11 protein-coding genes are annotated in these 12,931 nt (G+C 54.9%); all 11 read left to right on the forward strand.

The window, feature by feature from the left end; genetic code table 11:
- The first annotated feature begins 213 nt into the window (after positions 1 to 213).
- The 11 genes from parC to D5085_14380 all read left to right on the forward strand — a co-directional run bounded on the left by parC (position 214) and on the right by D5085_14380 (position 12,904).
- Entirely contained in the window at positions 214 to 2,478 is a 2,265-nt protein-coding gene (gene parC / locus D5085_14330) for a DNA topoisomerase IV subunit A (GenBank protein QEP44193.1), read from the forward strand.
- Between the two features lie 121 nt (positions 2,479 to 2,599).
- Entirely contained in the window at positions 2,600 to 5,044 is a 2,445-nt protein-coding gene (locus D5085_14335) for a leucine--tRNA ligase (protein ID QEP45175.1), read from the forward strand.
- A 1-nt stretch (position 5,045) separates the two neighbouring features.
- Complete coding sequence (locus D5085_14340) at positions 5,046 to 6,854, forward strand: elongation factor 4 (GenBank protein QEP44194.1); 1,809 nt, start codon at positions 5,046 to 5,048, stop codon at positions 6,852 to 6,854.
- 30 nt (positions 6,855 to 6,884) lie between these two features.
- Positions 6,885 to 7,679 carry a signal peptidase I gene (gene lepB / locus D5085_14345; protein QEP44195.1) on the forward strand — a complete coding sequence of 265 codons (795 nt, stop codon included), beginning with the start codon at positions 6,885 to 6,887 and terminating at the stop codon, positions 7,677 to 7,679.
- A complete protein-coding gene (locus tag D5085_14350; GenBank protein QEP44196.1) occupies positions 7,667 to 8,068 on the forward strand; it encodes a DUF4845 domain-containing protein in 402 nt (133 codons plus the stop codon). Before lepB ends, D5085_14350 begins: the two co-directional genes overlap by 13 nt.
- Complete coding sequence (locus tag D5085_14355) at positions 8,068 to 8,757, forward strand: ribonuclease III (protein QEP45176.1); 690 nt, start codon at positions 8,068 to 8,070, stop codon at positions 8,755 to 8,757. The genes D5085_14350 and D5085_14355 overlap by 1 nt, the downstream gene beginning before the upstream one ends.
- The gene (locus D5085_14360; protein ID QEP44197.1) at positions 8,727 to 9,650 is read left to right on the forward strand and encodes a GTPase Era; all 924 of its coding nucleotides are present in this window, start codon (positions 8,727 to 8,729) and stop codon (positions 9,648 to 9,650) included. The genes D5085_14355 and D5085_14360 overlap by 31 nt, the downstream gene beginning before the upstream one ends.
- Positions 9,650 to 10,384: a DNA repair protein RecO gene (gene recO, locus D5085_14365; protein QEP44198.1), complete on the forward strand. Its 735-nt coding sequence runs from the start codon at positions 9,650 to 9,652 to the stop codon at positions 10,382 to 10,384. The genes D5085_14360 and recO overlap by 1 nt, the downstream gene beginning before the upstream one ends.
- Positions 10,378 to 11,133, forward strand: a complete 756-nt coding sequence (locus D5085_14370; GenBank protein ID QEP44199.1) for a pyridoxine 5'-phosphate synthase — start codon at positions 10,378 to 10,380, stop codon at positions 11,131 to 11,133. The genes recO and D5085_14370 overlap by 7 nt, the downstream gene beginning before the upstream one ends.
- Complete coding sequence (locus D5085_14375; protein QEP44200.1) at positions 11,120 to 11,980, forward strand: HDOD domain-containing protein; 861 nt, start codon at positions 11,120 to 11,122, stop codon at positions 11,978 to 11,980. Before D5085_14370 ends, D5085_14375 begins: the two co-directional genes overlap by 14 nt.
- 36 nt (positions 11,981 to 12,016) lie before the next feature.
- On the forward strand, positions 12,017 to 12,904 hold the full coding sequence (locus tag D5085_14380) for an MBL fold metallo-hydrolase (protein QEP44201.1): 888 nt from the start codon (positions 12,017 to 12,019) through the stop codon (positions 12,902 to 12,904).
- Positions 12,905 to 12,931 lie beyond the last annotated feature (27 nt).

A 12,931-nucleotide genomic window follows, 5' to 3' on the forward strand; every position in this document is an offset into this window, starting at 1 on the left:
CTTTTTAGGAGGCTATTTCATCACAGTAGGGGCGGGTATCAAGCTCGTCCCTCCCTTAAATAGAAATCGCGAGCTTGACAGAACGATGAACAAGGCCGTGCTCGGCTATCGGCAAGACGGAAGATACCCAATAATTTCTGTAGTCACCTATAGCACTGTCGCGTGCTTTTCGGTACATTAGCGGCCCTTACGAATGGAGAGTGGTGGTGACAAATGGATGAACTGATTACCTTGACCGAAGATGGCCGAGAGCAGATGCCGCTCTCGGCCTATACCGAACACGCCTATCTCGACTACTCCATGTATGTGATTATGGATCGGGCGCTCCCTTTTATCGGCGATGGTTTAAAACCGGTACAGCGGCGTATCGTCTATGCGATGTCGGAGTTAGGGCTAAAGGCGAGTAGTAAATATAAAAAATCGGCCCGTACCGTCGGTGATGTACTAGGTAAGTACCATCCACACGGTGACTCAGCCTGCTATGAGGCGATGGTGTTGATGGCGCAGCCGTTTAGCTATCGCTATCCGCTCATTGATGGTCAAGGGAACTGGGGTGCCCCAGATGATCCTAAATCGTTTGCGGCGATGCGCTATACCGAGTCGAAGCTGACCCGATTGAGCGAGATTCTGCTCAGTGAGCTCGGTCAAGGGACGGTGGAGTGGGGTGATAACTTTGACGGTAGCCTTAAAGAGCCGCTCTTTCTGCCGGCAAGAGCCCCCCACCTGCTACTCAATGGCGCAGCGGGTATTGCAGTGGGGATGGCGACCGATATCCCGCCCCATAACCTAGTTGAGGTAGTGCGAGCGACTATCCACCTACTACTACATCCTGAGGCGACCTTAAATGACCTAATGGCCCACCTCCCCGGGCCAGACTATCCGACCGAAGCGGAGATTATCTCGCCTCCCGATGAGTTAGAGAAGATCTATCGCAGCGGGGGGGGCTCGGTCAGAATGCGAGCGCGGTGGCAGCAGGAGAAGGGGGGCGATATTGTGATTGATGCCCTGCCGCACCAAGTCTCCGGGGCACGCATTATGGAGCAGATTGCCCAACAGATGCGGGCTAAAAAGTTACCGATGGTCGATGATCTGCGTGATGAGTCGGATCACGAACACCCGACCCGCCTAGTCGTTGTGCTGCGCTCGAATCGCATTGATGCCGAACAGGTGATGAACCACCTATTCGCCACCACGGATCTAGAACGCAGCTATCGGGTCAACATGAATATGATTGGACTCGACCGCCGACCGCAGGTGAAAAATCTACCGCAGATATTGAACGAGTGGCTCACCTTTCGGGTACAGACAGTGCGCCGCCGCCTAGAGCATCGGCTAGAGAAGATTAATCAGCGCCTCCACCTACTAGAGGGGCTGCTCATCGCCTATCTTAATATTGATGAGGTGATTGCGATTATTCGCAGTAGCGATGAGCCGAAAGCAGCGCTCATCGCCCACTTTAAGCTGACCGAGGCGCAGGCGAACTTTATTTTAGAGACGAAACTGCGCCAATTAGCCCGTATTGAGGAGATGGAGCTACGAGGCGAGCAGCAGGCGCTAGAGTCGGAGCGAGCTCAAATCGAGCAGATTCTTGGTTCCAAACAGCGAATGCAGACCCTGATACGCAAAGAGCTAGAGGCAGTTATCGACGAGTATGGCGATGAGCGCCGCTCCCCGATCGTCTCGCGTCAGGCGGCTAAAGCGATGGATGAGAGCGATAGGGTGCCTAGCGAAGCGGTGACAGTCGTCCTATCGGCCAAAGGGTGGGTAAGAGCCGCGAAAGGGCACGATACCGACCCGACGCAGCTCAGTTATAAAGCGGGTGATCACTACCGCAGCCATGCGCTAGGCAAGAGTCATCAGCAGGCCATCTTCTTCGACTCCTCCGGCCGTAGCTACACCCTAATGGCGCATACGCTCCCCTCTGCAAGGGGTCAAGGAGAGCCGCTGAGTGGTCGAATTAACCCCCCCTCCGGCGTCACCTTTGAGGCGGTGATTATGGACGGCGATGAGGGGGAGTGGCTACTGTTGAGCGATAGCGGTTACGGCTTTATTACCCCCTTTAGTGAGCTGCTCAGTCGCAACAAGAGCGGTAAGAGCGTGATCAATCTAGGCGGACAGGGGCGGCTGCTGTCGCCGCTGCGGCTAGAGAGCGCCACGACCCATCTAGCGCTGCTCAGTAGTGAGGGTAGGCTACTTATCCTCCCTGTAGAGGAGGTGCCGCGTCTTAACCGAGGGAAGGGGAATAGACTGCTCGCGATTCCTACCATGGCCCATGCAAGTGGCGAAGAGCGCCTACTCGCCGCACAGCTCATCTCCTTACCGCAACAAGGGGTCGTGGTGGGTGCGGGTAAACGGCGCTTAACGCTAAAGGGGGAGGAGCTGCACCACTACCTAGGTGAGAGAGGACGGCGGGGTACCAAACTGCCGCGTGGCTTTCAGCGGGTAGAGAGTATGGAGCCATTAACAGTTCTAGGATAAACAGCACTGGCCCCTGATGAGATAGTGCTTGCCTGATTAAAGCTGCGGCAACGGCGGCGATTCTCTGCTATGCTACGCCCCTTTGAGCCAACCCTAACCCTATCCGAAGAGACTTATGGCACTGGACGACACTTATCAACCGCAACAGCTTGAGCGGGCAGCCCAAGATTATTGGCAACAAAATCAATCTTTTATTGCAGAAGATAACCCCGAACGGGAGAAATATTACTGCCTATCGATGTTTCCCTACCCCTCGGGAAAGCTGCATATAGGCCATGTCCGCAACTACACCATTGGCGATGTCGTGAGCCGTTACCAGCGGATGCTGGGCAAAAATGTGCTACAGCCGATGGGGTGGGATGCCTTTGGCCTGCCGGCGGAGAATGCGGCGATTCAGAACCAAGTTCCCCCAGCGCAGTGGACCTATGCCAATATCGACTACATGAAGCAGCAGCTTAAGCGGCTAGGTTTTGGCTATGATTGGAGCCGCGAGCTAGCCACCTGCCACCCCGACTACTATCAATGGGAGCAGTGGCTCTTTACCCGACTGTTTAAAAAGGGGTTAGTGGTTAAAAAAACGGCGCCGGTCAACTGGTGCCCCCACGATGTCACCGTACTGGCTAACGAGCAGGTGATCGATGGCCGCTGCTGGCGCTGCGATACGGTGGTGGAGCGGCGCGAAATTCCGCAATACTTCATGCGCATTACCGCCTATGCCGAGGAGCTACTGGCCGATCTACAGCAGCTAGAACAGTGGCCAGAGCAGGTACGCACCATGCAGCAGAACTGGATTGGCCGTTCGGAGGGGGTTGAGTTAAGCTTTTTGGTCAATGGCGAGCCGCTAAAGGTCTTTACCACCCGTCCCGATACCCTCATGGGGGTCACCTATGTCGCCGTAGCCCCCGAACACCCGTTAGCCGAACAGGTGGCCCGAGACGATCCCGCTCTGGCCGAGTTTATTCACTCATGTCAGCAGATGGAGACATCAGAGGCGGCGCTGGAGACGATGGAGAAGCGTGGCTACCCGACCGGACTCCAAGCCGACCACCCTTTAACTGGCGAGAGTGTGCCTGTCTATGCGGCTAATTTTGTCCTGATGGGCTATGGTGAAGGGGCGGTGATGGCGGTACCGGGCCACGACCAGCGCGACTGGGAGTTTGCTCAGAAGTATGGCCTTGAGATTAAACAGGTGATTGAACCGCTCGATGGTAGTGAGATCGATCTGAACCGTGTTGCCTATACGGATAAGGGGCGTCTGATCAACTCGGGTGAGTTTAGCGGCCTAACCTTTCAGCCAGCGTTAGAGGCGATAGCCGCTAAACTGGAGGCGATGGGGCGAGGGCGAAAGAGTGTTAACTACCGTCTGCGTGACTGGGGCGTGTCGCGACAGCGCTACTGGGGCTGCCCGATCCCGATTATTAACTGCCCTAAGTGTGGCGCAGTGCCGGTGCCCGATGAGCAGCTACCGGTGGTGCTGCCGGAGGAGATTGAGTTTAGCGGCGTCGGTTCGCCGCTTAAACAGATGCCGCAGTTTTACCAAACTAGCTGCCCTCAGTGTGGTGGGGCGGCGGAGCGTGAGAGCGACACCTTTGATACCTTTATGGAGTCATCGTGGTACTACGCCCGCTACACCTGTCGCGACCAGAGGGGGGCGATGCTCGATGAGCGGGCTAACTACTGGCTGCCGGTTGATCAATATATTGGCGGCATTGAACATGCGATCCTCCACCTGCTCTACGCCCGCTTCTACCATAAACTGCTACGAGATGAGGGGATGGTGAGCTGTGATGAGCCCTTTAGCGCCCTGTTGACACAGGGGATGGTGTTAAAGGATGGCTCTAAAATGTCTAAATCGAAGGGCAATACCGTCGATCCACAAGAGCTCATTGATCGCTACGGTGCCGATACGGTAAGGCTATTTACGATGTTTGCCGCCCCACCGGAGCAGTCGCTAGAGTGGAAGGAGTCTGGGGTTGAGGGGGCGCACCGCTTTTTGCGCCGCGTGTGGCAGTTTGCCGCTGACCATGAGCCGGCATTGCAATCGTCAGCTCCGCTGCTAGAGCCACTTCCGGAGCCGTTGCAGCGCATTCGGCGCGAGGTGCATGAGGTGCTGCAGACGGCGCTGCGCGACTTCGATAAGTATCAGTTTAATACTGTGGTCGCCGGCTGTATGAAGATCCTTAATAGTCTCGGTCAGTGCCAAGGGGAGGGAGAGGCAGCCGCTGCGGTGCGGCAGGAGGGGTTTGCTATCTTGCTACGCCTGCTCTCGCCGATAGCCCCCCACCTCTGCCATACGCTGTGGCGTGAGTTGGGGTATGGTGAGGATATTTTACAAGCGGCGTGGCCAAAGGTTGATGAAAAAGCGCTAGTTAGGAGTCATATGATGTTGGTTGTTCAGGTCAACGGTAAGGTGCGAGATCAAATTGAGATCTCTGCCGATGCGACAAAAGAGACGATTGAGGCGCAAGCGTTAGCCTCTGCTAACATTAGTAAATTTATTGAGGGAAAGAGTGTGCGTAAAGTGATTGTGGTACCAAATAAACTGGTTAATGTGGTCGCGAATTGAGATGCCCGAACTGAGTCATATTCGTAACTTTTCGATTATCGCCCACATAGATCACGGTAAATCGACCCTCTCTGATCGCTTTATTCAGATCTGTGGCGGCTTGAGTGCGCGGGAGATGGCCGAACAGGTGCTCGATTCGATGGATCTGGAGCGGGAACGGGGGATCACTATTAAAGCTCAGAGTGTCTCGCTCGACTATCCGGCCAAAGATGGCCAGATCTACCGGCTCAATTTTATTGATACCCCCGGCCATGTTGACTTCTCTTATGAGGTCTCTCGCTCACTCGCCGCCTGTGAGGGGGCGCTATTGGTCGTTGATGCCTCACAGGGGGTCGAAGCGCAGACGGTAGCTAACTGCTATACCGCGCTTGAGCAGGGGCTAGAGGTAGTCCCGGTATTGAATAAGATCGACCTACCGGCAGCCGATGCCGATCGAGTGATCGGTGAGATTGAGGATATTGTCGGTATTGAGGCGAGCGATGCGGTACGAGTTAGCGCTAAATCGGGGATTGGGGTCGATGAGCTGCTCGAAGAGTTGGTGAAAAAGATCCCCTCCCCTGAAGGGGATCGTGATGCGCCACTTAAGGCGCTCATTATCGACTCTTGGTTCGATAACTATCTTGGCGTGGTATCGTTAGTGCGGGTGGTGCAGGGGAGGCTAAAAAAACGGGGTAAAATTCAGGTGATGTCAACTGGCCGTAACTGGCAGGCCGATAGAGTGGGCATCTTTACCCCTAAGATGAGCGACCGAGATCAGCTCGAAGCGGGCGATGTCGGTTTTATTGTCGCCGGGATTAAGGAGATTGACGGGGCACCGGTTGGAGATACCATCACCAGCACAGAGACTCCGGCAGATAGGGCGTTGCCGGGTTTTAAACCGGCGCAGCCGCGGGTCTTTGCCGGCCTCTTTCCTATTAGTAGCGATCAGTACGAAGATCTGCGCGAGGCGCTAGCGAAACTGCGGTTAAATGACGCCTCACTCTTCTATGAACCGGAGACATCAAAGGCACTCGGGTTTGGCTTTCGTTGCGGCTTTCTCGGTATGCTGCACATGGAGATTGTGCAGGAGCGGTTAGAGCGAGAGTATGAGCTGAATCTGATCACGACCGCTCCGACCGTTATCTATGAGGTCGAGACCACTAAAGGCGAAGTGCTTAATATCGATAACCCCGCCTCGCTGCCGGCGATTAATACCATTAGTGAGATTCGCGAACCGATTATTGAGGCTAACATTCTGCTGCCACAGAGCTACCTAGGCAATGTGATCACGCTTTGTGAGGAGAAGCGCGGTGTGCAGCAGAATTTGCAATACATGGGTTCACAGGTTTCGCTGACCTATGAGCTGCCTCTGAGTGAGGTGGTGCTCGACTTTTTTGACCGCTTAAAGTCGTGCAGTCGCGGCTTCGCCTCGCTCGACTACCACTTTCGCCGCTTTCAAGCGGCTAATCTGGTTAAGCTTGATGTCTTAATTAACGGCGAAGTGGTCGATGCCCTAGCGCTCATTGTCCATAAAGAGATGGCACAAGTTCGTGGGCGCGAGCTAGCAGAGAAGATGCGGGAACTGATCCCCCGACAGATGTTTGATGTCGCGATTCAGGCGGCTATTGGCAGCCACATTATCGCCCGCACTAATGTGAAGGCGCTGCGCAAAAATGTCACCGCTAAGTGTTATGGCGGCGATGTGACCCGAAAGCGCAAGCTGCTAGAGAAGCAGAAAGCGGGCAAAAAGCGGATGAAGCAGCTCGGCTCGGTCGAGATTCCACAAGAGGCCTTCTTTGCCGTGCTACATGTTGGCAAGAGCGACAGTTGATAGCGATTGATACCAAGGATAGTAGTAGTGATGAACTTCGATTTTCCCGCCTTTTTAGTCCTATTTACCGCCATGACGGGGCTAATCTGGCTATTAGATGTCAAGGTATGGGCACCGAAACGGCGTCAGCGCAGTAGCGCGACGGGACAGCCGCTGAAGGAGCCGGCGCTAGTTGAGATGTCGCGCTCCTTTTTTCCGGTGATACTGATTGTATTACTCATTCGCTCCTTTGTTGCCGAGCCGTTTCGCATCCCCTCCGGCTCGATGATGCCGACTCTGCTAGTGGGTGACTTTATCTTAGTTAATAAATTTGCCTATGGTATAAGATTACCAGTTTTAAATCAGAAAATTATCGATATAGGTGACCCAAAAGTGGGCGATATTATTGTGTTTCGCTATCCCGAAGATCCCACGATTGACTATATTAAACGGGTGGTCGGGGTGGCGGGGGATAGGGTCGCCTACCGCAATAAACAGCTCTATGTTAACGGTGAACTTTTGCCACAGGAGAGCCTCGGGCGCTATATCGGCAGAGGGGGCGGGGCGATGATGACAGGCGCCTGGCACCAGCGGGAGATGATTAACGGGAAGGAGCACGATATTTTAGTGATGCCCTCACCGCCGATCTTTAACTTTGAGACTGTCGTGCCGGCCGATAGCTACTTTGTGATGGGCGATAATCGCGATAACAGCCGCGATAGCCGTTTTTGGGGGGTTGTTCCGGATGAGAACCTAATTGGTAAGGCGTTTATGATCTGGATGAACTGGGATAGCGCTAGCGATGATATTATTAACATAAAACGGATAGGAAAATGGGTCGATTAGCCATGTTAGAGAGAAGATCGTTGCCCGCCTCAAATCGGGGCGGAAGTCTTATTGGAATAGTGTTTATTCTGTTTGGCATTTGGGTCATGCTTACCTTCGGCTTTAAGCTCGGGCCGGCCTATATCGGCAATATGGAGGTTAAATCGGTACTACAGCAGCTAGAGGATGATCTGCGCTGGCAGACCCAACACTCACTTAGGGGCCGTTTTCTCCATCTAGTCAAAGACTCTAGTGTCTATACTAACGAGCTTAAAGCAGACAATGTCGAGGTTGAGCGGGTGGCTGACAAGTTTCGTATTAGCGTCAGTTACGATGCTGTGATCCCGATTATGGGTAACCTCTCTTTTCTGATTCAGTTTCGGGAGCAGGGTGAGGTGACCCGGCGTTAATGGTGGCCGAGACTGCCCGCCTTGAGGCGGCTCTAGGGTATCGGTTTCAGCAGCCAGAGCGGTTAATCGAGGCGCTGACCCACCGTAGCGCCGGTCGTCACCATAATGAGCGGCTGGAGTTTTTAGGCGACTCTATCCTCAGCTTTGTGATAGCCGATATGCTCTACCACCGTTTTCAGACTGTCGATGAGGGGCAGCTAAGCCGTCTGCGCTCCACCCTAGTTAAGGGGGAGACTCTGGCCACGCTAGCGCAACAGATCGAGCTAGGCGACTATATCTACCTCGGCAGTGGGGAGCTAAAGAGTGGCGGTAAGCGGCGCAAATCGATTCTGGCCGATAGTTTTGAAGCGCTGTTAGGGGCGATCTACCTCGACTCTAATGAGGCGACGGTGCGGCAGGTGATAGCTCGGCTGATGGCTAGGCAGTTAGAGCAACTTAGCCCCAATATGGCCCTCAAGGATAGCAAGACCCGTCTGCAAGAGTTTCTGCAAGGGCGGGGATTAGGGCTGCCCGACTATCAGGTGGCCAACATTAGCGGCAAGGCGCACTGCCAGCAGTTTACCGTCAGTTGCCATATTGAGAACTTTGACCGTACCGAAACGGCTGTCGCAAGCAGCCGTCGTAAAGCGGAACAGCAGGCGGCAACCCAATGGATTGAGTGGTTAACAACCGCAGGAGAGAGCTTGTGAACGAACCGTTTAGAGCCGGCTATGTCGCGATTGTCGGACGCCCTAATGTGGGTAAATCGACGCTAATGAACCACCTAATCGGGCAAAAACTGAGCATTACCTCCCGTAAACCGCAGACCACCCGCCACCGTATTATCGGCATTCAGACCCTCGCGGCGGGGCAGCTAATCTATGTCGATACCCCCGGAATCCACCGTCAGGGGAGAAAGGCGATGAATCGCTATCTGAACCGAACCGCTGCCCTCTCACTCGATGGGGTCGATCTCATTCTATTTGTCGTCGAGGCGGGGCAGTGGCAGGAGGATGATCAGCAGGTGTTAGGCTATCTGCAACAGCAGTCGCAGCCAGTCATTGCCGTAGTGAACAAAATTGACCAGCTACCTCGGCGCGAGGCGCTGCTACCGCTGCTTGAGCAGCTAACACAGCGGGGGGAGTTTATCGAAGTGGTACCGGTGGCGGCGCTGAAACAGACCAATTTAGAGCGGCTACAGCAGCGGGTGCTCTCCTATCTGCCCCTTAGCGAGCCTATCTATCCCGACGATCAGCTCACCGATCGTAGTGAACGCTTTTTGGCCGCCGAGATTGTGCGGGAGAAGCTGACCCGACAGCTAGGCAATGAGCTCCCCTACGCGCTGACGGTTGAAATTGAACAATTTACTATCGATAAGGGGCTGCTACGCATCGCCGCCCTCATCTGGGTGGAGCGAGAGGGGCAGAAGCGGATTATTATTGGCAAGGGGGGAGAGCGGCTGAAGCTCGTTGGCGCTCAGGCGCGAGCCGATATGGAGCAGCTATTTGGCCATAAAATCTATCTACAACTATGGGTTAAAATTAAACAGGGGTGGTCTGATAGTGAACGGTTACTCGGACAGCTCGGTTATGGAGAGCCGTAGTGGCGGTGGAGGGGAGCGCCTCTGCCGCCGTGGTGCTCCACCGTCGCCCGTGGCGAGAGCGGGATCTGCTGCTCGACTGCTTTAGCGCCGATGCCGGACGACTGCGGCTACTTGCCCGTGGGGCAGCGACGGGGGAGCGCTCGGCACTATTACAGCCGGCGATACCGCTACTGCTCTCCTGGCGCGGGCAGCGGGAGTTAAAAACATTAACCGCCGTGGAGGCGGGAGAGGGGCGAGCGCTAGCGCTCTCGGCAGAGCAGCTCTGGCTCACCTACTATCTGCATGAGCTGCTACTGCGACTGCTGCCGCTGGAGGTGCCGCTGCCGTTACTGTTTCACCACTACTGGCAGACGCTACAGCGCCTCAGTGGGGGGGAGGCAGTGGAGTGGCCGCTACGGCAGTTTGAGGCCGCGCTGTTAGCTGAGCTGGGGGTCGAGTGGCTGTTCGATGGGGAGGGGCATAGGGTTGAGGCGCAGCGCTATTACCGTTACGATGGTGTCGCCTTATGGCCGGTGGCGGGTGCGAGAGCTAGGGGAGGCGTTACGGTAGAGGGGCGCTGGATAGCGGCATTGGCGCAGTCGCAGCGGCCACCCGCCTCGGGACTTGCCGAGCTAAAACGCTTTATGCGACAGGTCATTGACCACTGGTTGGATGGACGGCCACTGCGTAGCCGGTTACTCTATCGGCAGATGGTAGTGAGACAGGGGATTAGAGATAGGGCAACAGAGTGTTAACAGAGAGAGCAACGATTTTATTAGGGGTCAATATCGACCATATCGCCACGCTGCGGCAGGCGCGGGGTACCCGCTATCCCGATCCGGTTGAGGCAGCGCTGGATGCCCAACGCGCCGGTGCCGATGCGATTACGCTCCATCTACGAGAAGATAGGCGTCATATTCAGGTGCGCGATGTGGAGCTCATTCAGCAGCTCATAGCGGTGCGTATGAATTTGGAGATGGCGATTACCGAGGAGATGGTCAGTTTTGCCGAGCAGCATCGACCCAACGACTGCTGCCTAGTACCGGAGAAGCGGCAGGAGTTAACCACTGAGGGGGGGCTCGATGTGGCAGGCCAACCTGAGCGAGTTAAAGAGGCTGTCGAGCGCCTGACTGCCGCTGGGATTCGGGTATCGCTCTTTATCGATGCCGACCCGCACCAACTTGAGGCGGCAGCGGCCTGCGGTGCGCCGGTGATCGAGCTTCATACCGGCCACTATGCCGATGCAACGACACCACAGCATGAACTAGAGCGGCTCCGTTACGCCGCCTGGTTAGGGGAGGGGCTCGGGTTAACGGTCAATGCCGGGCATGGGCTGCACTACCACAATACCGCCGCGATTGCCGCAATAGCGCAAATTCGGGAGCTAAATATTGGCCACGCCATTGTGGCTAGAGCCCTCTTTTGTGGTCTGTCGCAAGCGGTGACGGAGATGAGAGAGCTCATGCAGCAGGCGCGATTCGGAGGGCGTGATGGTAGAGTTTAGTGGCGATGAGGCGCAGGTTTTGGCACGAATTGTCGATACCTTGCCCGCCTTTCCGGCCAGTGTTCAGGCGATTTTGGAGCTAACGGGCGATATTAATATCGACCCGCGTAAACTGATTGAGGTCATTGAACACGATCCGGTGTTAACCCTCAAAATATTGCGACTGGTCAACTCGGCGGCGTTCGGACTGCGCCAGCGGATGAGTAGTATTAAACAGGCCTTTGTCTATGTCGGCATTAATACGGTTAAAAACCTCGCCATTTCGGTCGCTGCTATGGGGACGATGCCGCATACCAACATGGGTAGCTGTCGTATGGAACTCTTTTTGGAGCACTGCGTGACCACCGCTGCGGTAGCACGACTCTTTGCTCGCCATCGAGGTGTGACCGAGAGTGATTTAAGCGACTACTTTGTTGCCGGTCTGCTGCACGATATCGGCATGATTATTTTGGCGCGCTGGCAGAACGATAGCTACGCGACGCTACTAGAGCAGGCGCGTAGCCAGCAGCTACCGATAGTGCTGCTGGAGCGACAGTATTTAAAATATGATCACCCCCAAATTGCCTCCCTAGTGCTGTCGCGCTGGCAACTGCCAGAACAGATTGTGACAGCGGTCGCGACCCACCACTCACCGCTAGAGCGGCAGCTCACACAGCTCGATATGGTGCTCTTTGTAGCCAACCAGGTCAGTAAACTGCTGATGTCGGAGGCGGGCCACCCCTTCTCAAAGATCGAGGCGCTACCTGAGCCGATGCAGGCTTGGTTAGGGTGTGAGCTGTCCGAAGTTCCGGCACTGCTTGGAAAGCTGGAGGCCGAGATTGAGGTGACCCGGCAATTTTTGCAATAGAGTGGCTTAAGCTTAAACTAGATAGATAGTCGAACGATGAAAATTACTTTACGAGGCACCCGAGGCTCGATCCCCGTACCTGGGGCAGAGAGCTATATCTATGGCGGTAACACCACCTGTATTGAAGTGGTGGCTCAAAGCGGTGAACGGGTGATTATTGACGCCGGTTCCGGTATTCGGCCCCTAGGGAATCAGATGGTGAACCAAGAGGGGCCGTCACACTGCCATATCTTTCTCACCCACACCCACTGGGATCATATTCAGGGGCTCCCCTTTTTTGTGCCGCTCTTTATTCCCGGGTTTACTATCGATCTGTTCGGGCCGGTCGATCCGGTTTATAACAATTCACTACGACATGTATTAAGCCGACAGATGGAGTACTGCTACTTTCCGGTACTGGAGAGCGAATTAAAGGCCAAGATTCGCTATACCGATCTACAAGATGGGGTTAGCTACCAGATCGGTTCGCTAACCGTGCAGCCGATCTTAACCAACCATCCTGTGGTCAATTTTGGTTACCTTATCACCGAAGGGGAGCGACGATTCTTCTTCACCGGTGATCATGAGCCGCCACAAAACCTCTATCAGCGCGGTGAGGAGGGGTACGAGGAGTATCAGCGTCTGATTGATGAGCGGCTAGCGCTCTTAGATGGGCCGATGCAGGGGGTCGATCTCGTGGTGGCTGACTCTATGTTTACCCGTGAGGAGTATTTTTCTAAACGCATGGGGTGGGGACATAGCTACTACGACTGGTGGATTGAGCGGGTCGAGCGGCTCAATATCGAGCTAATTATGTTAACGCACCACGATCCCGAACGGACAGATAGGGCGCTAGATGCCATCTTTAGCGAACTACAGGAGAGCTATCCGCACCTTATTGGTCGGTTTGCTATCGCGACTGAGGGGATGGTGTTTGAGCTTTAGCCGGATAACTTAATAATTTAATCATTT

The sequence above is a fragment of the Ectothiorhodospiraceae bacterium BW-2 genome (genome assembly GCA_008375315.1).
Taxonomy (GTDB): Bacteria; Pseudomonadota; Gammaproteobacteria; order Thiohalomonadales; family Thiohalomonadaceae; genus BW-2.